This window comes from Enterococcus sp. E4-150 (genome assembly GCF_035726465.1).
Lineage (GTDB): Bacteria > Bacillota > Bacilli > Lactobacillales > Enterococcaceae > Enterococcus_B > Enterococcus_B faecium.
The window spans coordinates 43,992-67,081 of the sequence record NZ_JAPRGK010000004.1; the positions used below are offsets into that span (position 1 = coordinate 43,992).

Annotated in this window: 21 protein-coding genes, 1 other RNA gene and 1 pseudogene; 17 read left to right on the forward strand and 6 right to left on the reverse strand. The window is 38.0% G+C overall.

Going from position 1 to position 23,090, the window contains the following annotated elements; translation table 11 throughout:
• The first annotated feature begins 3 nt into the window (after positions 1–3).
• From OZ002_RS04840 to OZ002_RS04850, 3 genes are all read left to right on the forward strand, one after another.
• The gene (locus OZ002_RS04840) at positions 4–1,356 is read left to right on the forward strand and encodes an NADH oxidase (RefSeq protein WP_156249015.1); all 1,353 of its coding nucleotides are present in this window, start codon (positions 4–6) and stop codon (positions 1,354–1,356) included.
• Positions 1,357–1,525: 169 nt separating this feature from the next.
• On the forward strand, positions 1,526–1,813 hold the full coding sequence (locus OZ002_RS04845; RefSeq protein WP_002289544.1) for a DUF5960 family protein: 288 nt from the start codon (positions 1,526–1,528) through the stop codon (positions 1,811–1,813).
• Between the two features lie 225 nt (positions 1,814–2,038).
• Positions 2,039–2,482, forward strand: coding sequence for a MarR family winged helix-turn-helix transcriptional regulator (locus OZ002_RS04850; protein WP_123849715.1), 444 nt, complete (start codon positions 2,039–2,041; stop codon positions 2,480–2,482).
• A gap of 5 nt (positions 2,483–2,487) precedes the next feature.
• On the opposite strand, the pseudogene OZ002_RS04855 reads toward OZ002_RS04850, so the two are convergent.
• A pseudogene (locus tag OZ002_RS04855) lies at positions 2,488–3,672 on the reverse strand (MFS transporter).
• 267 nt (positions 3,673–3,939) lie between these two features.
• On the opposite strand from OZ002_RS04855, the gene OZ002_RS04860 reads away from it, so the two are divergent.
• Together OZ002_RS04860 and nth are read left to right on the forward strand one after the other, a co-directional pair.
• Entirely contained in the window at positions 3,940–4,638 is a 699-nt protein-coding gene (locus tag OZ002_RS04860; protein ID WP_002331795.1) for a DnaD domain-containing protein, read from the forward strand.
• A gap of 6 nt (positions 4,639–4,644) precedes the next feature.
• Entirely contained in the window at positions 4,645–5,322 is a 678-nt protein-coding gene (nth, locus tag OZ002_RS04865; RefSeq protein WP_002296097.1) for an endonuclease III, read from the forward strand.
• Between the two features lie 125 nt (positions 5,323–5,447).
• Here nth and OZ002_RS04870 read toward each other — a convergent pair whose 3' ends face one another.
• From OZ002_RS04870 to recU, 3 genes are all read right to left on the reverse strand, one after another.
• Positions 5,448–5,981: a hypothetical protein gene (locus tag OZ002_RS04870; RefSeq protein ID WP_156249012.1), complete on the reverse strand. Its 534-nt coding sequence runs from the start codon at positions 5,979–5,981 to the stop codon at positions 5,448–5,450.
• Between the two features lie 296 nt (positions 5,982–6,277).
• Positions 6,278–8,659 (reverse strand): PBP1A family penicillin-binding protein, encoded by a 2,382-nt coding sequence (locus OZ002_RS04875; RefSeq protein WP_002331793.1) that lies wholly within the window; start codon positions 8,657–8,659, stop codon positions 6,278–6,280.
• The gene (gene recU, locus OZ002_RS04880) at positions 8,649–9,296 is read right to left on the reverse strand and encodes a Holliday junction resolvase RecU (RefSeq protein WP_002289604.1); all 648 of its coding nucleotides are present in this window, start codon (positions 9,294–9,296) and stop codon (positions 8,649–8,651) included. Before recU ends, OZ002_RS04875 begins: the two co-directional genes overlap by 11 nt.
• A 63-nt stretch (positions 9,297–9,359) precedes the next feature.
• Here recU and OZ002_RS04885 point away from each other — a divergent pair, with 63 nt between their 5' ends.
• The 10 genes from OZ002_RS04885 to OZ002_RS04930 all read left to right on the forward strand — a co-directional run bounded on the left by OZ002_RS04885 (position 9,360) and on the right by OZ002_RS04930 (position 19,352).
• Positions 9,360–9,899 (forward strand): DUF1273 domain-containing protein, encoded by a 540-nt coding sequence (locus OZ002_RS04885; RefSeq protein WP_002318743.1) that lies wholly within the window; start codon positions 9,360–9,362, stop codon positions 9,897–9,899.
• 89 nt (positions 9,900–9,988) lie between these two features.
• Positions 9,989–10,408: a cell division regulator GpsB gene (gene gpsB, locus OZ002_RS04890; protein WP_002295835.1), complete on the forward strand. Its 420-nt coding sequence runs from the start codon at positions 9,989–9,991 to the stop codon at positions 10,406–10,408.
• A gap of 21 nt (positions 10,409–10,429) precedes the next feature.
• An RNA gene (rnpB, locus tag OZ002_RS04895) (RNase P RNA component class B) lies at positions 10,430–10,797 on the forward strand.
• 208 nt (positions 10,798–11,005) lie between these two features.
• Entirely contained in the window at positions 11,006–12,175 is a 1,170-nt protein-coding gene (locus OZ002_RS04900) for a THUMP domain-containing class I SAM-dependent RNA methyltransferase (protein WP_156249011.1), read from the forward strand.
• 81 nt (positions 12,176–12,256) lie between these two features.
• Positions 12,257–12,721 carry an ASCH domain-containing protein gene (locus OZ002_RS04905; protein WP_002306785.1) on the forward strand — a complete coding sequence of 155 codons (465 nt, stop codon included), beginning with the start codon at positions 12,257–12,259 and terminating at the stop codon, positions 12,719–12,721.
• 63 nt (positions 12,722–12,784) lie between these two features.
• On the forward strand, positions 12,785–14,281 hold the full coding sequence (locus tag OZ002_RS04910) for a carboxypeptidase M32 (RefSeq protein ID WP_002324814.1): 1,497 nt from the start codon (positions 12,785–12,787) through the stop codon (positions 14,279–14,281).
• 80 nt (positions 14,282–14,361) lie between these two features.
• Complete coding sequence (locus OZ002_RS04915) at positions 14,362–15,045, forward strand: HD domain-containing protein (protein WP_002289185.1); 684 nt, start codon at positions 14,362–14,364, stop codon at positions 15,043–15,045.
• A 643-nt stretch (positions 15,046–15,688) separates the two neighbouring features.
• Positions 15,689–16,879: a glycine C-acetyltransferase gene (locus OZ002_RS04920; protein ID WP_002289186.1), complete on the forward strand. Its 1,191-nt coding sequence runs from the start codon at positions 15,689–15,691 to the stop codon at positions 16,877–16,879.
• Between the two features lie 101 nt (positions 16,880–16,980).
• Positions 16,981–17,934, forward strand: a complete 954-nt coding sequence (locus OZ002_RS04925) for an L-threonine 3-dehydrogenase (protein WP_002306778.1) — start codon at positions 16,981–16,983, stop codon at positions 17,932–17,934.
• Between the two features lie 68 nt (positions 17,935–18,002).
• Positions 18,003–19,352, forward strand: a complete 1,350-nt coding sequence (locus tag OZ002_RS04930; protein ID WP_061605205.1) for an APC family permease — start codon at positions 18,003–18,005, stop codon at positions 19,350–19,352.
• Between the two features lie 181 nt (positions 19,353–19,533).
• Here OZ002_RS04930 and OZ002_RS04935 read toward each other — a convergent pair whose 3' ends face one another.
• The gene (locus tag OZ002_RS04935; protein WP_002318749.1) at positions 19,534–19,857 is read right to left on the reverse strand and encodes a hypothetical protein; all 324 of its coding nucleotides are present in this window, start codon (positions 19,855–19,857) and stop codon (positions 19,534–19,536) included.
• A 128-nt stretch (positions 19,858–19,985) separates the two neighbouring features.
• On the opposite strand from OZ002_RS04935, the gene OZ002_RS04940 reads away from it, so the two are divergent.
• Together OZ002_RS04940 and OZ002_RS04945 are read left to right on the forward strand one after the other, a co-directional pair.
• The gene (locus OZ002_RS04940) at positions 19,986–21,149 is read left to right on the forward strand and encodes a VanZ family protein (RefSeq protein ID WP_002331790.1); all 1,164 of its coding nucleotides are present in this window, start codon (positions 19,986–19,988) and stop codon (positions 21,147–21,149) included.
• 69 nt (positions 21,150–21,218) lie between these two features.
• The gene (locus OZ002_RS04945; protein WP_002289190.1) at positions 21,219–22,568 is read left to right on the forward strand and encodes a DEAD/DEAH box helicase; all 1,350 of its coding nucleotides are present in this window, start codon (positions 21,219–21,221) and stop codon (positions 22,566–22,568) included.
• 44 nt (positions 22,569–22,612) lie between these two features.
• On the opposite strand, the gene OZ002_RS04950 is transcribed toward OZ002_RS04945, so the two are convergent.
• Complete coding sequence (locus OZ002_RS04950; RefSeq protein ID WP_002295842.1) at positions 22,613–23,044, reverse strand: GNAT family N-acetyltransferase; 432 nt, start codon at positions 23,042–23,044, stop codon at positions 22,613–22,615.
• Positions 23,045–23,090 lie beyond the last annotated feature (46 nt).

Consider the following 23,090-nt stretch of genomic DNA (forward strand, 5'->3'; position numbering starts at 1 on the left):
TAAATGAAAGTAGTAGTAATTGGCTGTACTCATGCAGGTACTGCAGCTGTAAAAAGTATTTTAAAAAATCATCCAGAAGCAGAAGTGACAGTATATGAAAGAAATGACAATATTTCTTTCTTATCTTGCGGTATCGCACTTTATGTCGGAGGAGTAGTAAAGGACCCAGCAGGCTTGTTCTACTCAAATCCTGAAGAATTATCTTCATTAGGAGCAACAGTTAAAATGGAACACGATGTAACAGACGTCGATACAGAAAATAAAACAGTAACGGCAAAAGATCTGAAAACAGGAGAAACAGAAACGGTTTCTTATGATAAATTAGTGATGACAACTGGTTCATGGCCTATTATCCCACCGATTAGTGGAATCGATGCGAAAAATGTACTCCTATGCAAAAACTACAATCAAGCAAATGAAATTATTGCACAAGCAAAAGAAGCAAAACGTGTAGTAATTGTTGGTGGTGGATATATCGGTATTGAATTAGTAGAAGCTTTTGTCGAATCTGGAAAACAAGTGACATTGATTGATGGATTAGATCGCATCTTGAATAAATATCTAGATAAACCATTCACAGATATCTTAGAAAAAGAATTGACAGACCGCGGTGTTACTCTTGCGCTAGGCGAAAATGTTACTGAATTTATCACAGATGAAGAAGGAAAAGTGAAACAAGTAGCTACACCAACAGATACATTTGATACAGATATGGTCATTTTATGTGTGGGCTTCCGTCCAAATACAAAACTGATCGAAGGAAAAGTAGATACACTGCCAAACGGGGCAATCAAAGTGAATGAATACATGCAGACAAGTAATCCAGACATTTTTGCAGCTGGAGACTCTGCAGTAGTCAACTACAATCCAAGTGGCACGCAAAACTATATTCCTTTGGCAACAAATGCCGTTCGTCAAGGTTTGCTTGTGGGAAATAACTTGACAGATCATAAAATGGCGTATCGTGGTACTCAAGGAACTTCAGGACTTTACCTATTTGGCTGGGCGATCGGTTCGACAGGTGTGACCAAAGAAAGCGCAACTTTGAACGATCTAGAAGTCCAAGCGACTGTATTTGAAGATAATTATCGTCCAGAGTTCATGCCAACTACTGAAAAAGTAATGATGGAGCTAGTCTATGAAAAAGGAACGAATCGTATCGTAGGTGCTCAGTTCATGTCCAAATACGACATTACACAATCAGCAAATACCATGTCTTTAGCTGTTCAAAATAAAATGACTGTAGAAGATCTCGCACTTTCAGATTTCTTCTTCCAACCACATTTTGACCGCCCATGGAATTACTTGAACCTACTTGCACAAGCAGCGCTAGGCGAAATCGAAACTGCACAATAAAGAAAAAGGGTTGTGACACAATTTTGTCACGACCCTCTGTCTTTTTTGTGAAAAGTACAATTAGTTGTCTTTCTTCGGATTTTTTGTCACAATAAGCAGCAAAGATAAAGCTGTTACATAAAAGAACAAGCAGCTTTATTTGATTTTGAAAAGAAAGGTGAGAAAGAAGATGAATAAAGAATATTTTGTCCAACAAGATGCATTTTTAGAAGATTATAAAAGTGCTTCGAAGAAATCAACGATCAATATTGATGAGTTGGCAGATCAAGTACTCTCTCAGTTGAATGAAACGCAAGAGGAATATTACACGATGCCAGCAAAAGACGCCAAAGATAATGTTTCTCATCGTTTTCCTTTCAGTAGACGCATCTACTCAGATGAAAATGACGGCACATTGAATACAGAGTACACATATGAAGGTCAGCCGTATGTGCTAGAAACTGATGATGATCTTTAAAGACAGTTTTTGAAAAGGCCGCTCATCCTTAAGTGATGACAAAAAATCATCACAATTACCGATGACTGTCTCTTTACTATCTTTTAATCAGAAAAAGGGGTTATGACAAGCTTTGTCAACCCCTTTTTTTCTTGGTTTCAGATTGGGTTTTCCTGCAAAATATTTTTATCTTTGTTGAATAGGAAACAAAAAAACAATATAATGAAAGAAAAAGAAGGTGTAGAAATGGATAAAAGACAACTGCTAATAGAAGAATATCTGGATTTAGCTAATGAGATTATTCATCGTAATAAACCAGAAATGGAAAAAGAATTTGCAGGATTTACTCTAAATGAACTAGAAGTGATTGAACATATCGGGAAAATCCCTGATCCTAACGTGACAAAATTAGCGAATGCTAGTTATATGACTAGAGGAGCCATCAGTAAGCTAACAAAAAAACTGATAGCTAGAGGGATCATAAACACTTATCAAAGCGAAGAGAATAAAAAAGAAATCTATTTTCAATTGACGCCAATCGGACAAAAAATAAGGAATAGACACGAGCAACTCCATCAAAAATGGGTACAGCGAGATGCTACTTTATTTGAAAATATGTCAAAAGAAGAATTTGACACAGTATTTCGTTTTATCGGTCGATACAGAGAATTTATACGAAGTAGCAAATGAAGCTACTATTTTTTATTGTAGTGATAATAGGCAAAAATCATAAGCAAAAATCCGAATACCGTCGGAAGAAATGGTGCTGCAGCATAAAGCTGTCCTGCGATTAGCGGGCCGATGACGCGCGATAGAGATTGTATACTTTGGGTACCGCCCATTACAAGACCTTGCTGGTTATCTGAGACAGAATTGGATAGTTGGCCATTGAATACAGGAGTAAAAATAGAATCACCGAAACCATAACAGATAATCCCAAATAAAAACAAAATCGGCAGTAGAAGAATTCCAGATAATGTGATGAATAGATAGACGAGGATTTCACTGAACATCCCTATTCTTGTGATCTGCTGTTCTGAAAATTTTTTGAGCAATCGAGGCATAATGAACAATTGCGAGACAGTATCCAAGATTCCAATCAAAGAGAAGCTTAAACCAACCAACCCAGCTTTCCACTGAAAGGCGTCAATCGAAAATTGAGAAAAGATAGATTGAAGAGATCCAGCTGCCAACCAAACAGCAAAACCTGCTGTCAATAAAGGAATAACGGATGAAATCTTGAATAATTGTTGTAATTGGTGAAAAGGTCTTACATGGGAGAAACTTAAATCTACTGAACGTTTTTTTATTGGAAGGCTTTATAGCATAAATGTGTAGCCATAAACGGCATTTAAGAAAGTAAAGAGTGCTCCAATAAATATAGGAACAGAATTCCCCAACTCAGCTAATAGACCCCCTATAATAGGACCCAGCGTTGTTCCTATACCGACTAAAGCACCCATCCATCCAAAAACTTTGGTTCTTTCATTAGGTTCCGTGATGTCGGCAAAGTAAGCATATAAGGTGGAGATTTCTCCTGCCGTCAATCCTTCAATGATACGACCAAGGAACAACATCCATATCGAATTTCCTAAACCAAAAAGCAAATATCCGATACTTGATCCTAATAAACTGATAATAAGGATCGGACGACGCCCAAAATGATCACTTAAGCTACCGAGAATGGGGGCAGATAAGAAGGCAGCTAGAGCATAAACAGACATGAGCAAAGTGATATAGAAAGCTTGCTGATGTATGGAGTGAGAATAAGGCAGCGTTAAAAACGGAAGTACAGGACTGACGATAGTAAATCCTAATCCAGTGAATAAGACAGAGATGTATCCAAAAACTTTAGAATGTTTATTTGTGAAACTGTACATGTAAAAACTCCTTTATGCAATAATGTTAACTTGGAAACAAAAATAGTGTATAGTAATTTTGTTTCCTTGTCAACATTCTAAGGAACAGCGAAATCTACTTAATTTATTTATTCCGAAAAGTGAAAATACGCATCAAAAACATGAACAAACAAAAATCAAGTAGACGACATTGTAAATCTGACCGATCAGTGAAGTAAATAGAAAAGAAACCTGTTCTTGCTTCCCATGTTTTTTTTACGTATACTGTGATTGAGCGGAGGAGAAATCATGTTGAATTTAGAAAATTACTTAAGCGCTGGACAAACAGTTATATCTAATCTTTTACTTAAAAATTACCATAGGATCGGTCTACAATCTGAAGAATTTTTATTTGTTCTACAGTTGCATATGGCACAGCTTGAAGGAGATACTTTCCCTGATTTGCAGATGATTGCTATGGATATGGGAATCAAGCAAGATCAGATTTTTCAAATACTGGATCGTCTCGTAACAAATGGATTTATCAAGATAGAAACGACGATTGTCAACGGTAAAAAAGCAGATCGATATAATCTTTACCCCATCTATGATCTATTAGGTGAGTATTTAAAAACACAAGAAAAAAAATACGAAGAAAAAACACAAGAAAAAGAAATCCAGTCAGTGTATCAATTATTTGAACAAGAATTTGGACGCCCGCTTTCTTCGATCGAGTTCCAGCGAATCGGTCAATGGCTAGAAGAAGACCATTATCAGCCGGAAATTTTGAAGCTAGCACTGCGGGAAGCCGTATTAAATCAGGCTTATAGTTTTAATTACGTTGACCGCATTTTGCTATCGTGGGAAAGAAAAAATCTACGTACAAAACAACAAGTGGAAGAAGACCAAAAACGAAGAAAACAGCAGATTCTTCAAAGAGAAGTAGAACAGTCAGCTCAACAAGAAGAATTGCCGAAAGTCTCACTGAAAAATTGGTTGGAGGAGTAGCGGAATATGTTAAGCAAACAAAAAACAATGGAAGCTCTAGAAACGATGTATGGAATGTTTCCCGAAGCACATGGAGAACTCAAGCACAATAATCCATTTGAGTTATTGATTGCAGTGATCTTAAGTGCCCAGGCGACAGATGTATCAGTGAATAAAGCAACGCCAGATTTGTTTGCCTCTTTTCCGACACCCGATGCGTTAGCAGAAGCTTCAATCGATGAAATCATTCTTAAAATAAAAACGATTGGTTTGTATCGAAATAAAGCAAAAAACATCAAAGCGTGTGCACAGCAGCTGATTGAACGTTTCGATGGGCAAGTGCCAACGTCAAGAGAAGAATTGATGTCTCTTCCTGGTGTAGGCAGAAAGACAGCAAATGTCGTATTGGGGGATGCATTCGGGATACCAGCAATCGCAGTAGATACCCACGTGGAACGTGTCTCAAAACGCCTGAGGATCTGCAAACTAGATGCTACGGTCATGGAAGTAGAAGAAACACTGATGCGGAAAGTACCACAAGAATTATGGGTAAAGACACATCATACACTGATTTTTTTTGGTAGATATCATTGCACGGCAAGAAATCCCAAGTGCGAGGTATGTCCTTTGCTATCAATATGTCAAGATGGGAAAAATCGGATGCGTCTAAAAGAAAAGGCGCTAAAAAAGAAACCACGCCTGTAGACGTGGTTTCTTTAATTGCAAATAAATGTATGAATTATCTTGTTATTATGGAGAAAAGCTGTTTCGTTTATCTTTTTTGCATGAAAAAGTAAATGTACATACTCAGTAGCTAGGATGGTAACTTATTACAATTTATTGCGATAAAAATAAATGTTGTTATTTTTCTTGGGAAAATACCCGATGTAGAAAATAATGCCTTCCAATATACCTATAAAATAAGTCCAGTATTCCAAAGGATTATATAAATAAGTGACGTATCTATCTAAAGGTGTAATAAAAATGATAAGTGATAATAAAAAAATACCATTTATAACTAAACATAAACTAATGGATTTGGGCGGTTTCAGGCTCATCAGAAAAATATAGATTCTGGTGAACAACAACCATAAAAAAGTGAGAATCATTGCATGAGAGCTTCTTTCCATAAATTTTCCTTTAAGGGTAGTGCTTAAAAGTACAGAAAAAATAATAAATGCAAGGATAGGAGCAACTAAAGTAAATTTATTTAATAAAAAACTAAATTTTTCAGCTTTTTTATTCTTGGAATAACGAGGTATTGTTTTCGATAAAAAAAGATGGTGCAGACAAATTATGATAATTAAGCATACTATCAGATAACTCAAAATGAAGCCTTCTTTCAAAAAATTATTCAAAACCATATATTGTATTTTTTATTTGATAATAACAATGGGATTATTAAGAAGTGGCGCTAAATAAAAGACTAGTGTGTATTTAGCCGATTTAATTATAAACAAGTAAATGGATAAAGTATATGTAATGATAAAAGAAAAATGGATTTTCTAATTTTTAAGCTAAATGTTAGATCACACATGTATATGCTGGATAGTCTTATAAAAAATCATGTAATACAGCTTGGTACATGATTTTTATTTGTAGCTGTTTTTTACATAGACACAAAAAAGAAACCACGCTTGTAGACGTGGTTTCTTTTTTACTATCTGTTTCCAGAAGCTGAGGAGCTGCTGGATGGTGTATGGTCATTTGCAGCATCCGCTCCGCTAGTTGCTGGCTCACTGGAAGAAGCAGGAGGAGCGGATGAAGACGGTGTCGAGCTTTCTTCGGATGAAGAAGAAGGAACCGTTGTTGAAGACGCTGGCTCGCTTGTTTCTGCTGTCGTGCTTTCTTTTGAGGACTCAGCTGTTGATTCGCTTTGACTAGTAGAGCTAGAGCTTTGAGTCGTTGTCTCTGTTGTTGAGCTTCCAGGAGTCTGGATATAGCTGGAAGATGGAATAGTTGTTGATGGTGTAATTGCATTCGATCTAGCTGTATATTGATCTTTGTAGTACAGTTCACCGCCCACACGAATTAATCCGCTTGGCATCTCCCAGTCTGTATTTGTCACGTTAGCTGAAACATACTGCATAAGCTCGCGATAAACATCAGAGGCTACGTGTGACGATTCTGAAGTGACAGGTGTCATTTTTTTATTGTAACCTGTCCACACGGAAATCGAATAATTTGGCGTATAGCCCGCAAATAAGATATCTGGATACACCCCAGAAGAAATACCAAGTTTTGCATACTCGTCATCTGTGTAATTGGATGTTCCGGTCTTACCGGCTTGATATAACCCAGCGATTTGCGCATTCGTACCAGTACCTTCAGTGATCGTATCTTTTAAAATGTCTGTGATCATATAAGCTGTTTCTGGAGACATGGCTGTTTTTCCATCTGGCTCATAAGTTTCTTCTGTTCCGTCTTGGAAGACGATTTTATTAACATATTGAGGTTTGTAATAAGTCCCTCCATTGGCGAAAGCCGCATAGGCTGCTGCCATTTTTAAGGAAGAAGCTCCGTATTTTGTCCCATCTTGTTCTTCCGTATTACTAGAGATCGCATTCGATTGATGGATCGTACTGTATTCGATCCCAAGATTTTTTAAGAAAGAAGCCACTTTATCTGAACCGACTTCATTGAATAATTTGACTGCTGGAACATTACGGGATAAGTAAAGTGCTTGGCGTAAAGTAATGGTGCCCATATATTGATTATCCCAGTTTCCTACAGGAGTCGAAGTCCCTTCATAGTTATACGGTGCGTCAGTAATAGTTTTTCCAGTAGAATATTTCAAATATTCAAAAGCTGGTCCGTAATCTGTGACAGGTTTCATCGTAGAACCAAAATCACGGGAAGTATTCACTGCTAAGTTGTTGCCTAAAGTTACATCTTCTGCGATGTGACGTCCGCCAATCTGGGCTTTTACTTTCCCGGTATTGGTGTCGATAAGGGTGGAGGCAACTTGCATCTCGTCGTCTGGGTAAGAGACATACTGATCCGTGTTGACGATATCATATAGTTTCTTTTGGGCGTCCAGATCCAAATTCGTATAAATCTCTAAACCGTCTGTGTAGACATTCTTATCTGTTTTTTCTTGTACTTCATTGATGACTTCTTTGACATAATTATCGACGATCTTAGTATTGTCATCGGATTGAGTTAGTTCTTGCAGACCATCCGTTACCGGTACATTAACAGCTTGATCATATTCTGTTTGAGAGATTTTTTCGTTTTGAAGCATCGTATACAAAACAGTATCTCGTCTTTTCTTCGCCTGATCTGGATAAACATAAGGATCATAGGCAGAAGGGGCTTGAGGCATCCCAGCAAGCAATGCTGTTTGCGGTAAAGAAAGTTCTGATAATTTCTTGCCAAAGTACATCTCAGAAGCTGTCTCCATCCCGTACAAGCCGTTTGACATATACACTTTATTTACGTAGTAGGTCAAGATCTCTTGTTTCGATTTTTTTTGTTCCAATCTTACAGCCATCCACGCTTCTTGGGCCTTGCGTTTCAGGGTCTGATCCTCGGCACTGGTGGAGAAAAAGGACAGTTTGATCAATTGCTGTGTCAAAGTACTTCCGCCTTGCAGTCCGCCAGAGGTAAAGTTAGAGAGGGCAGAACCGATGATCCGAATAGGGTCAACCCCGATGTGTTTATAAAAACGGCGATCTTCTACCGACACGATCGCATCTTCTAATGTTTTCGGTAATTCATTCGCAGAAATTTTTTCACGCTTTTCTGCGCCTAAATCTTCGAATAGTTCGCCATCTTGTGTATATAGTTTGGAAGATACGGTAGCGTCTAATTTTTTATCCGTCAATTCGGGCGCATCTTTTGCGTAATACCAGAAAAGTCCTATACCCGCTAAAAAGAGGATACAGAAAAATGAGAGTATTCCTAAAAGGATCTTGATAAATAATCCTTTTTTATGTGTTCCAGAGGACTTTCCAGAACCTTTGCCAGAATTCTTCTTCACACTCTTTTTAGGAGTAGGCTGTTTCTGTCGTCTAGAGCTTCTAGTTTGTTCATTTGCCATTCTTGCTTTCTCCTTCAATAGATAATGTTGATAAATAGAAGTCAACCGCGTCCAAATAAGGAATCCGCGGAGAAATACCAGTTTTGATCTCTATTCCTAGTTCTTCGATCAAAGATAAAGGTAGTGATTTGCGTCCTTTTTCCTTTTGGGCGTCCCAGTAAGCAATCAAATGAACACTATTCAAATAAAAACAGCGCTTCAAAGACGAAAACCATAACAAGACAAAGCAGACCCCATTTTGTTCGAGGCATGCTTTCATATGTTCGATTTGATGGGCATGGAAGTTTTTAAAGGGAAAAGATGTTTTGTTCTTGGTTTCTTTTGCTTCAAAGTCCAAGTAAAAGCCTCGATAGACGCCATTATAGTCTGTAGTTGAGGCTTGGGTAAAGTAGGCTTCCTTGATCACAGCAGCACTTCTCTTAGGATAGTCTACTTTCACGATTTGGATAGGGGTAGGCTTTTTATGGATAACCGCCAACCCGCGGGAAAGATAATATTTATTACTTTCATTGATTGCTTCTTCAAAGCGCATCCCCCGATTGCCGAATTCAGTGATCTGATTTCTTTTTTCTTGAATTTTTTCGACGGGAGAGGCATTCTTATAATAAGGTTGGCCATTTGGATAGCGCAATACCATCTTTAATCACACTCCTAGGCCACATTATAGCAAAAAAGCGGATAGAAAGAAAAGGAATCTGAGATGGATAAGTCAAAAGTAATCTATGTGTCTGGGTATCGAAGTTTCGAACTCGGTGTTTTTAAAGAAAATGATCCTAAAATCCAAGTTGTTAAAAATGTTTTAAAAAAAGAACTCCATCAGTTAGCAGAAGAAGGGCTGGAATGGGTACTCGTTAGTGGAAATCTAGGCGTCGAACTATGGGCTGTGCAAATAGTAGCGGAATTGAAAGAAGAATATCCGGAACTATCCCTTGGTATTTTGTATCCTTTTGCTGATTTTGGTAATAACTGGAATGAAGGGAACCAAGAAAAAAAACAATTAGCAGAACAATTAGCAGATTATGTCGAAGCTGTTAGCCATCAACCCTATCAATCACCTAGTCAGTTAAAGAATCACACTCGTTTTATACTTGAACATACAGTGGGCTGTTTGCTGATCTATGATGAAGAATTCCCTGGAAAAACGAAGTATTTTTTTGAAGATGCACAGAATTACCAAGCAGATCATCCCTACGAAATTCGGCTGATCAGTATGGACGATCTTCAAAATTTTAGTGAGTAATCGATATTGTGTTTGATTTATCAACTTTTTTCCTATACAATGAAAAAGGTAGAAATGTTATTACGTAAATGAAAACTAGAGGTGTAAATATGGCGAATTTGGTTTATAGTCCTAAAGACATTTTACAACAAGAATTCAAAACAAAAATGCGCGGCTATGATCCCGTTGAAGTTGATGAATTCTTAGACAATATCATCAAAGATTATGAAACTTACAGCAAAGAACTCCTTGCTTTACAGGAAGAAAACGATCGATTGAGTGCAAAAGTAGCTCAATTATCTAAAACTCAAGGAGCAGCTCAAACACGCGTGCAACAAACAGAGGCACCAAAGAGCGCAGCAGTGACCAATTTTGATATCTTAAAACGCTTGTCAAATCTTGAACGTGAAGTATTTGGTAAAAAGCTTGATCAACAAGCAAGTGCAGTCAAACCAGCACAACCTAATCCAAATAACTACACAAATGCAGACACAAGCTTAGATGACAATGAAAAAACACGTCAATTTTAATTTTTGATTAATGAATTTGCGGTTTTCGGGTAATCGCGGTCTGACTTGATCAGGCTGAGGAAAGTCCATGCTCGCACAGGCTGTGATGCCTGTAGTGTTCGTGCTTAGCGAAACCATAAGCTAAGGTACTCTTTGGAGTAACGGCAGGAAAACAAGCTAAGGCTTCGGCTATGCTTAAGTATCCTTGAAAGTGCCACAGTGACGAAGCGGCTGGGGAAACCCATCCGGTGGAACGCGGTAAACCCCTCGAGCGAGCAACCCAAACAATGGTAGGGGCGCTTTTTGTCTGGAAGAAGAACAGGACAAAAAGGCAGTATAACTGCAGATAGATGGTTACCGCTTTGTTTTTTCTCCCTGGAAAAGCAAAGTACAGAACATGGCTTATAGAAAACCGCAAACATCAGGGAATTAGGTCGTGACAAAAGTAATGCGTTATAAGAAACAAGAAAAACATTTGAAAGCTATTTTTCAATACTTCAGATGAGTCGTTCTTATTACAAAACAAACTTTTGTATCACCGGTTATTCGGAATTTGAGTAAAAGTGTGGGGTAGGACTGATGTCCCACCTCCTTTTTTTATAAATAAGGAGATTGTGTATGGAAAAAAACAGGAAGTTCAACCTCGTCGCAACTGCGGCAAGCGGGCTAGAAGCACTGGTTGGTAAAGAATTAAGAGATCTTGGAATCGAATGCCAAGTTGAGAACGGACGTGCACGTTTTGAAGGAACAATGGAAACGATCGCTACAGCTAATTTATGGTTACGTACAGCAGATCGAGTAAAAATCGTGGTTGGGGAATTCGATGCGTATACGTTTGATGAATTGTTTGAAAACGTAAAAGCATTGCCTTGGGAAGATTTTCTTCCACTAGATGCAGCTTTTCCTGTAGCTGGAAAATCGATCAAGTCGAAACTATATAGCACACCTGATTGCCAAGCGATCACAAAAAAAGCAATCGTTGAACGTCTCCGTACCTATTATCACCGTCCAGCTTCTGTACCACTGACGGAAACTGGCGCACATTTTCAGTTGGAAGTAGCTTTGCTGAAAGACCATGTGATGGTAACTCTGGATACGACAGGACCAAGTTTATTCAAACGTGGTTATCGCTTAGAAAAAGGTGGAGCACCATTGAAAGAAAACATGGCAGCAGCACTTGTTATGTTGACAAATTGGCGAAAAGATCGTCCATTTTATGATCCTGTATGTGGTTCAGGTACGCTTTGTATTGAAGCAGCCTTAATAGGCCATAATATCGCACCAGGATTCAATCGTGAGTTTGCTTGCGAATCTTGGGATTGGTTCAGTCAAGAAATCATGGAAAATGTTCGATCAGCAGCCGAAGAAAAAGCAGATTATGATATTGAATTAGATATTACTGGTTCAGATATCAATGGACGGATGATTGAAATTGCCAAAGCCAATGCAGAAGAAATCGGATTAGGCTCTTCGATTACCTTTAAGCAACAAGCAGTTAAAGACTTCAAAACGGATAAAGAATACGGGGTCATCGTGGCTAATCCGCCTTACGGAGAACGTCTAGGAGAAGAAGAAACTGTTCGGAAATTATATGAAGAAATGGGCGATGTATTCCGTCCATTAAAAACATGGAGTAAATATATCTTGACTAGCGACTTATCGTTTGAGGAATTTTACGGACAAAAAGCAACCAAAAAAAGAAAATTGTATAATGGTGCATTGCGTACGGATCTATTCCAGTATTGGGGAACTCGTCCGCCTAGAAAAGAACGGGCTGAAAACGAATAACTAGGATATAAGTATGGGTACCTAAAAACCATAGTTGGGGATTTAAAACCTTTAAACTTATGATTTTTGGAGGAATTGAAAATGAATGAACAAGCAAAAAAGTATTGGAAAGAATTTTGGCAAGGTGAACTCCCTGAAACAAATGTTACCGCAGAGCAGTGGGGTTGGGAAGGAACACCGATGGCTGATGAGCTAGCGGACTTGATTTTAAAGGGGATCAAAACAGCGTCATGTTCATCATACGATGAATACCTGTATTACGATGAAGATCCTTTGTCTAAAATCGGAAGTTATACCATTGTTTTAAATAGTAAAGACAAACCTGTAGGAATCATAAAGTATACAGATATGACGATAATGCCGATGAATGAAGTAACAGAAGAAATTGCCCGTGCTGAGGGTGAGGGTGATTTGAGCTATGATTACTGGTATAAAGCTCATAAAAAGTTTTTTAGGGAGTTAATGCCCCAAATTGGAAAAGAATTTTATGAAGAAATGCCACTGGCTGTTGAACGGTTTGAATTAATCGATGCAAAGGAAATGTAGTAAATGTAAGTGAGATATAGCTATTGGATAAATGATAACTAGGATAAGTTGGAGGACTTTTGGATGAATGAAAAGGAATTTTTACAAGAAGTAAAAGAAATCAATCTTCTACAACAAGCTTTAGGAATCCTCGATTGGGATACACAAACAGGTATGCCTGAAAAAGCTAGTGCATACCGAAGTGAAGTAGACAGCTATCTTTACAGCATTTATTTTTCAAAAAAAATCGGTCCAAAAATCAAAGAAGCCATTCGCTATTTTTCTGAACATCCGGAAGAATTGTCGGAAGTTGGAACTGCCGTTTTTGCCAAAGTAAAAGAAGAGTATGATTTGGAACATCGCGTACCGGAAGATCTTATGAGAAAATATACAGCTGCCGTTTCTTCAGCACACGGACAATGGCAAAAAGCTAGAGAAACACAACAATTTTCTGATTTTCAACACGCATTGAATCAAAATATTGAATTAACAAAACAGTTGATACCTTACTGGAGAAAAGATGAAAAGACGAATTATGATGTTTTGCTGAATCAATACGAACCCGGGATGACTGTCGAAATCCTTGATAAGGTATTTGATCAGCTTAAAGAAGGAATTCTTTCGATCCGCCGTACGCTCCAAGAAAAAGGGACTGAACCTGAAACAGACTTTTTAAATCGGAGAATGACGAAAAAACAACAGAAGAGATTTGTAGTGAAAGTAATCGAACAACTTGGTTATGATTTTAGTCGTGGTCGTTTAGATGACACTGTCCACCCATTTATGACTGGAATTAATCCGAATGATGCACGAATCACGACACGATGGAACGAAACAGATTTCAAAATGGCTGTTTTTGGAGTGATCCACGAGGCTGGTCATGGTATGTATGAACAAGACATCGATGATAAATATGCGTATACACCGGTTTATGAAGGTACATCAATGGGTATCCATGAATCACAATCGTTGTTTAACGAGATCATTATTGGAAGTAGTCGCAGCTTCTGGAAAAAGCAATATCCTTTCTTTCAAGAATGTGCAGAAGGAACATTCGATGATATTCCTTTTGACAAATTTTATCGTTCATTGAACCATACAAAATCAAGTTTGGTTCGTATCGAGGCAGACAGTTTAACTTACCCTCTCCATATCATCATTCGTTATGAAATCGAAAAAATGATTTTCAATGAAGGGGTAGATGTTGCTGAACTACCTGAAATATGGAATCAAAAATATGAAGAGTATCTGGGAATACGACCAACAAATGATGTGGAAGGCATCCTACAAGACGTTCATTGGTCAGGTGCAAGCTTTGGTTATTTTCCATCTTATGCATTAGGATATATGTATGCTGCGCAATTACTTCATTCTTTGCAGCAAGAAATAGATGTGGAAAATGTTCTAGCGTCAGACGATTATTCTCCAATTAAAAACTGGATGTCAGAGCATATCCATCAATATGGTGCATCTAGAAAACCAAATCAATTAATCATGGATGCAACACATGAACCGCTTAATCCGCAATACCTGATCGACTATATGAAAGACCTGTATTTTAATGTATATCAGGTGAAATAAAATACAATTTACAAAGATAGCTGAAATTCATCTAATCTATAGATGTTTTCAGCTATTTACTTAAGAAAGAAGTGGAACGAATGGATAAATTACAAGTGATCGCTGATTATAGTATGGACCAATTAGCGCATGATCAAACAGGACATGGGAGCGATCATACCAAAAGAGTTGTCAAGTTAGCTGAAAAAATTTTGGAGACGGAACCGCAGGCAGACCGCTTTGTGACGCTTGCAGCAGCTTACCTACATGATACGATTGATGATAAAGTCGTTAAAAATGAGAACGAGGCAAAGCAACAGCTTCGTGTATTCCTTCGCTCTTTGCCAATAGTAGAGGAACAGATCTCGATGATTTTTTCCATTATCGAAAATATGTCCTTTTCTAAAAATCTCTCTGAAGCGGCCGAACTATCTCTGGAGGGTAAGATCGTTCAAGACGCTGATCGTATCGAAGCATTAGGAGCAATCGGCATTTTGCGTACTGCTTATTTCGGCGGTGGACATGGGCACCCGATTTTTGATCCTGAACTGTATCCGCAAACATTCAAGGACAAAGAAAATTACCGAAAAGGCACGACAGTGATCAATCATTTTTATGAAAAACTGTTCTTGCTGTCTGATAAAATGAATACTGATTACGGATATGAAGAAGCCAAACGAAGAGAAACCTTCATGCGTGAATTCTTAGAAGAATTTTTTCTGGAATGGTCTATTGACGATGAAAATTTTACTCCAGACAATTGGATCAAAAATAACAAAAAATGATGGAGGTTGTGACAGAAGTGGTCAGCTCCAAGATATTTCGGATCATTTTCCGTAAAAGTTACTTCTGGAACACTATTTACCAAGAGGTCGTGAGCCTGCCGTTCAGCTCCGAGTCACAAGGAACAATTTCAAAAAATAGCTTCTCATGTTTGATGAATATTGTGACTTGTGATTCGGAATTGGCAGGAGAACACCGTTTATTCGGAAGAAAGGACTGTGACAAGACTTTTGTCACAGTCCTTTTTTCGAATTCAACAAGTAAAATTTTTAAGAAATATTCAGAGAGTAAAATTAAAAATTGCTGATAAATGAAGATGGAAGTTTTATGTATTTTTATTGGTCTATGCAATAAATAAATTAAATATTCAGAATACAATTGATTTTAACGAAAGGGCTTCTATCAATGGTTGTGTTGTATTTATCTGCCCAGGTAGAGTAAAATAGATCATTATCTAAAAGGTAATTGTTCATACTATATAAGTCATTTGAAAGTAAAAAGATACTGTAAATAAAAAATGTGGTTAAATAATTCTCATAATCAGTGTAAGCGTTATCAATAATATGGCATACTTGCTTTGTAGATGAATGACACGATATATGTTTGGTATGTTCTGCAAGACAGATGAATATGGAGGTGGAGACAATGTCTTCCAAAGAACTAACAATGTATTTAGAGAAAGAATTGGATCAACTGAAAGAAAAGGGGTTATACAATACGATCGACATACTAGAAAGTGAAAATGGTGCTTGTATCATCGTAGACGGAAAAAAGATGATCAATCTAGCATCCAACAATTATCTTGGATTTGCCAATCGCGAAGAATTGAAAAAAGCATGTATTGAAGCAACCGAAACTTATGGTGTAGGAGCAGGAGCAGTCCGAACGATCAATGGTTCGCTGAAAATCCATCAGCAATTAGAAGAAAAAATCGCAGAATTCAAAGGGACAGAAGCAGCAATCGCCTTTCAATCTGGATTCAACTGCAATATGGGCGCTATCTCTGCAGTAATGACAAAAGAAGATGCTATCTTATCGGATGAATTAAACCATGCATCTATTATTGACGGTTGCCGCTTATCCGGAGCAAAAATCATCCGAATTAAACATCAAGACATGAAAGACCTTGAGAAAAAAGCAAAGGAAGCGATAGAAAGTAAGAAATATAAAAAAATCATGTATATCACAGATGGTGTTTTCTCCATGGATGGAGACATTGCACGATTGCCGGAAATTATTCCGATTGTTGAAAAATATGGACTGATCACCTACGTTGATGATGCGCACGGCTCAGGCGTAACTGGAAAAGGTGCAGGAACCGTCAAGCATTTTGGATTAAGCGACAAAATCGATATGCAAATGGGCACGTTATCGAAAGCTATAGGTGTTGTTGGGGGTTATGTAGCTGGATCGAAAACACTAATCGACTGGTTGAAAGCTAGAAGTCGGCCATTCCTATTTTCTACTTCGCTAACTCCAGGTGCAGCTGCAGCTGCATTGGCTTCGATTACTTTGATGCAAGAACATCCGGAACTTGTCGAAAAAGTTTGGGAAAATGCTAATTATTTTAAAGAAGAATTGAAAAAAGTAGGCTATAACATCGGTATGTCTGAAACACCTATTACTCCAGTCATTTTGGGAGACGAAAAAGTGACTCAGACTTTCTCTAAGAAGCTGATCGAACATGGGATTTATGCTAAACCAATCGTTTATCCAACTGTGCCTCTTGGGACAGGCAGGATCAGAAATATGCCGACTGCGGAACATACGAGGGAAATGCTTGATGAAGCAGTAGCAGTTTATCAAAAAATAGGAAAAGAAATGGAAATTATTTAACTAAGTTTAGTTTTTTCGTCTATTTAAAATTAGAGAACATGTTCACGCATATATTGTTAATCATCTGAAGATAGTAGTAAAAAAGATCAGGGAGGATCATCATGAAAAAAGTATTGGTGACAGGATGTTTAGGACAAATTGGTTCAGAGTTGATCACACGACTACGTCAAGAACTAGGCAGTGAAAATGTCATTGCGACAGATATACGCATGCCTGAAGTCATTGAGAAAAACGATATCTTTGAGATCCTAGATGTAATGGATTACGAAAAAATGCGCAGCATAGCAGAACAATATCAAGTGGACACATTGATTCATTTGGCTGCTCTTTTGTCAGCTGTTGCAGAAGCAAAACCACAATTAGCCTGGGATTTGAACGTGACTGGGCTGGTCAATGCATTGGAAGTCGCTAGAGAATTCCAGCTGAAACTTTTTACGCCAAGTTCAATCGGCGCGTTTGGTCCAAATACTCCAAAAGATCATACCCCACAAGATACTCTTCAGCGTCCTACAACCATGTATGGGGTAACGAAGGTAGCTGGAGAACTACTATGTGATTATTATTATGTGAAATATGGCGTAGATACTCGTGGTGTCCGTTTCCCTGGATTGATTTCTTATGCAACCTTGCCAGGAGGCGGTACGACAGACTACGCAGTCGATATTTATTATTCAGCAATCAAAGAAGGAAAGTACACTAGTTTCATTGATCAAGGTACATCAATGGATATGATGTATATGCCAGATGCGATCGATGCCATTATAAAACTCATGAATGCAGATCCTGATCGATTGGTTCATCGAAATGCCTTCAATATATCGGCGATGACTTTTGACCCGGAAGAGATCAAAGCATCTATTCAAAAAATCATACCAGATTTTGAAATGGATTATGATGTGGATCCTGTACGTCAGTCAATAGCAGAATCTTGGCCAAATTCACTAGATGTTTCTTGTGCGCAAGAGGAATGGGGCTTTTCGCCGAAATACGACTTAGATGCGATGACAAAGGATATGTTGGAAAAACTGAAAGAAAAATTGGTAGAGACGGTATAAAACAAGAACCACATCCAAAAAGTTTTTTATACTTTTGGGATTGGCTATGGTATGAAAGGGGACAAGGGATGGAAGAATATCAAGCCACGCCAGTAAAAGAAGTAAAAATAGAAAATGAATTAAAACGTACGATGGGATTTTTTACTGCTTTATCGACTGTTATGGGCACAGTGATCGGTGCAGGGGTATTTTTTAAAGCCGCAAGCGTAGCAGAAGTTACAGGATCCGCCAGTTTGCATATGTTTTCTTGGTTTCTCGGTGGTATGATTTCTGTCTGTGCAGGACTAACAGGAGCTGAACTGGCAGCTGCTATTCCAGAAACAGGAGGGATGATTAAATATATCGAACGGATTTACGGAAATACAGCAGCTTTTTTATTGGGCTGGGCGCAAGTCGTGATTTATTTTCCAGCAAATGTAGCAGCCTTGTCGATCATTTTCGGTACACAGTTCGTCAATCTATTTGGTCTTTCCCAGTCAATGATTGTTCCCGTAGCTGTTACAGCTGCTGTATCGATCCTGCTGATCAATTTTTTAGGTTCTAAAGCTGGAGGGGCTTTTCAGTCGATTACGCTTGTCTGCAAGCTTATCCCTTTGTTTGTGATCGTCATTTTCGGTTTGTTCCGACAAGAAGGAGTAGACTTCCAACTGTTTCCGATCCAAGCAGGAGAAAATCTTTCATTTTTCTCAGCCTTGGGAGCGGGCTTGCTAGCAACGATGTTCGCATACGACGGTTGGATACACGTAGGAAATATTTCGGGAGAATTGAAAAAGCCGGCGAAAGATTTGCCAAAAGCAATTTCTTTAGGAATCATCGGAATCATGATCGTTTATTTATTAGTAAATGCGGTGTTCTTAAGAACCGCATCTATCGACGGAGTCGCAGGAAACAGCAATGCGGCAAGTGACGTTGCAAAAATGATTTTTGGCGGCTTCGGTGGAAGACTGGTCACAGTTGGTATCTTGATTTCTGTTTATGGAACCATCAATGGCTATACCCTTACTGGAATGCGTCTCCCTTATGTTATGGCAAAAGAAAACAACCTGCCTTTTAACAAGCTCTTTGCTAAACTTCATGATAAAACTAAAGTTCCTGTAGCCGCAGGTATCTTAGAGCTAGTCATCGCTATTGGCATGATGATGATCGGTGGTTTTGATACACTAACGGATATGCTGATCTTTGTCATTTGGATTTTTTATACGATGGTCTTTGTTGGTGTCATTCTTCTTCGTAAAAAAGAACCTGATTTGTTTCGACCATACAAAGTTCCAATGTATCCGTTTATTCCACTAGTAGCAATCATTGGAGGGACTTTTATCGTATCAAGCACGCTTATCACTCAGACCTTTTTAGCTTCGATGGGGATAGTATTGACACTTGCCGGTATCCCGATTTATCTCTATTTAAAACGTAGATAGCTAAAACATTCGAATTTTATTAGAACTGCACTCTCTGCCAAATAAAATATTTTATTTAAATGAGGAGTACGTGGAAGAAATGTCAAAAGTACTCGTTAATTTTGATCACGTAAATGTCGTTTTGTCTACAATGAAATAGCAAAGTAAAAGACAGAAATCGGGCTCAACCGATTTCTGCCTTTTACTTTGATTTGCGTAACTGAACTATTCGGCGTACGCCGCGATAAATATTTAATAAAACCAAGCAACCAGAAATGAAAATGGGAAGCCAAATCAGATAGACAGGGTAGCCAAGCACTTTAGACAAAGCTTGTGGAGAAATTTTATCCATTTCAAGAAGTGCTTGCTGCCAAGTCTGAAGATTGAAGACTAGCATGAAACCCGAAATAATCAGGAGAATAAATCCTAAATAATGAATTGTAGTTCTTTTTCTTACATAAGCGATCGTAGCATAAAGGAACAGTAAAAAAATAGGTACGCCAAAAACAAAGTACATATTCAGCATCTCGACACCCCCTTTGTGTTTATCTTACTTTACTTTGAAAGAAATGAGAAATAATAGCCTCGTTACTTGCTTGAAACAGCAAAGGACTGCTAAGATAAGAGAGATACAAAGAATCAAGGAGGAGTCATATGGCAAGTTATATCGAACCGATTCGTTTTGCGCTGATTGTTTTTCCATTTTTAGCCTTAGCGATCTCATCTGTTTTTTTTATTTATGAATATCGAAAGTATGGAACATTTCTAGTAACAAGGGCAGTTATTTTGTATTCTTTCGTTTTTTATTTATTGTGTGCGTATTTTTTGGTGATCTTACCACTTCCGGCAAAGGAGACGGTTGCCCAAATGACAGGGCCAAAGATGGAGCTGCATTTATTTGCTTCATGGCAACATTTCAGAGACAACACGGTATTGGTCTTGTCTGAACCTAGTACCTACCTGCCGGCAATGAAGCAGAGTGTATTTTTGGAACCAGCTTTTAATGTTTTATTACTCATACCATTTGGCATTTATTTAAGATATTATTTCCGGCTTTCTTTTATGAAAACGATGATTGCTAGTTTCTGCCTTTCTCTATTTTTTGAATTGACGCAGCTAAGTGGACTTTATTTTATCTACCCAAGACCATACCGCTTATTTGATGTGAATGATTTAGTGACAAATACATTGGGTGGAATCATTGGTTTTGTCGTTATGCCGTTATTTACATTTATGCTTCCTACAAGAAGACGAATGGATGAACTTTCTTATGAAAAAGGAAAGACTGTCTCATTGACTCGACGCTTGGTCGCTTATTTGATCGACTGGACATTTTTATCTCTTATTAATTTGGTAGCGGCGATTTTCTTTAAACTTGCGTTCGATTCAGGGACAGTTACTTCTCATATCTGGTGGCTTTTATTAGAAGTAGGGGTATACTTTATGATTGTACCGTTTATAACCAATGGATGGACACTTGGCAAAAAAATTGTGCGTATCCGTTTGGTGGAAGAAGACCGCGAACGAATTTCTTTAAAAGCATTGATGATCCGCTACGGGTATCTGTACTTTCTTTTTTATGGTTTAAGCTGGTTGGGGCAGTTGCTTCAGCAAATCATGAATTCGACAACGAATACGGTGTTGCAGATGAGTGCAGTATTCATTTCTCTCGGTGTCTTGTTACTGCAAGGTATTTTTATTTTAAATATCTTGCTATCATTTTTGAGAAAAAAACGGATTCTGTTTTATGAAAAAGCTAGTCACACATATACTGTTAGCACGATTGGCCAAACAAAGGATGATGATTCTCGAAATTAGCTGAGCAAAAACGCTTTGTCTGTGTTATAATGCCAAAGTCGTGATAATTTAAAGAGAAGAGGTGCACGAATGAATAATTTTGATATATTCCGCTTCAAACCGTTTATCAATGAAGCGTTAACCGCAAAGGGCTTCAAACAGCCCACAGAGGTCCAGGAACGTTTGATTCCTTTAATTGCAAAAGGAAAAAATATCATTGGGCAATCTCAAACTGGTACAGGAAAAACACATACGTTTTTGTTGCCTTTGTTTGAAAAAATCAATGCAGAAAAAGAGGAAGTACAAGTTGTTATTACAGCTCCAAGTAGGGAACTAGCTGCACAGATCTATGAAGCAGCTACACAAATCGCTAAATTTTCTACACCGGAGATCCGTGTCTCGAATTTTGTCGGCGGTACAGACAAACAGCGTCAATTAAATCGTCTGCATCACCAACAGCCACAGGTTGTAGTAGGCACGCCTGGTAGAATATTAGACATGATGAATGAACAAGCGCTGAAGATTCACACCGCATTTGCATTTGTTGTCGATGAAGCGGATATGACATTGGATATGGGTTTTTTAAATGAAGTAGACCAAATTGCAAGTCGATTACCAGAAAAGCTGCAGTTTTTAGTTTTTTCTGCCACTATTCCAGAAAAACTTCGTCCATTCTTACGAAAATACATGGAAAATCCAATCATTGAAGAAATCAAACCAAAAGCAGTTATTTCTGAAGACATTGAAAATTGGCTGATTTCAACAAAAGGTAAAGATGAAAATCAAATGATTTATCAACTGCTGACAATTGGTCATCCTTATTTAGCAATCGTATTTGCCAATACAAAACAGCATGTGGATGAAATTGCCGATTACTTGAAAAACCAAGGCTTGAAAGTAGCAAAGATTCATGGAGACATCACCCCAAGAGAGAGAAAACGAGTGATGCGACAAGTACAGAATCTGGAGTATCAATATGTTGTAGCGACTGATTTAGCTGCTAGAGGGATCGATATCGAAGGTGTTTCTCATGTTATCAATGCAGAAATTCCAGAAGATCTAGACTTCTTTATCCATCGTGTCGGACGTACTGGACGTAATGGCTTAAAAGGAACGGCCATTACGTTATATTCGCCAAATGATGAGCAAGCCATTGATGCGATAGAAAAATTGGGCGTCTCATTTGAACCAAAAGAAATCAAAAACGGGGAAATCGTCAAAACATACGATCGTAATAGACGTGCCAAACGAGAAAAATCAAAAGATGTATTAGATCCCACGCTGATTGGTCTTGTGAAGAAGAAAAAGAAAAAGATCAAGCCTGGTTATAAGAAAAAAATCGATTGGGCAATTGCAGAAAAAAATAAAAAAGAACGCAAAATCGAACGCAGACAGCAAAGCCGTACTGCTCGTAAAAATAAGAAAAATTCACATAAATAAAAAACAAGAGGTTGTGACAAAAGGCGTGTCACAATCTCTTGTTTTTAAGCTAGACTTTTTTCCATTCCGATACAAAGTACTTCATCTTCAATAAAAGGTTCTGTGCAAGTATGATACCCTTGTTTTTCATAAAAATCTACAGCCGTCATTTCAGCTACTACATAACTAGTCTGACAACCTTCTGAAACCGCCCGTTTTTCAGCAGCTTCAAGCAACTGACCGCCTAACCCTTTTCCTCGGTATTCTTTTGCTACGCAAAATCGTTCCGGCTTGAAGCAAGTAGGTGTTTTCTTTTCATAACGCAAAGTAGCTACTGGTCTTTTTTGATCAAGAAATAGATAATAGGTTTGTTGCGGGATATCTTTTCCGTCGAATTCTAGTTCTGCAGGAATCCCTTGTTCTAATACAAAAACTTGATATCTCAAAAAGCAGCTAGCTGCGCGTATCCATTCATCCGCTCCAACTATTTTTTTCATCATATTCCTCCTTGTCATGAATAGCAGAGATGTATTGATTCCTTTA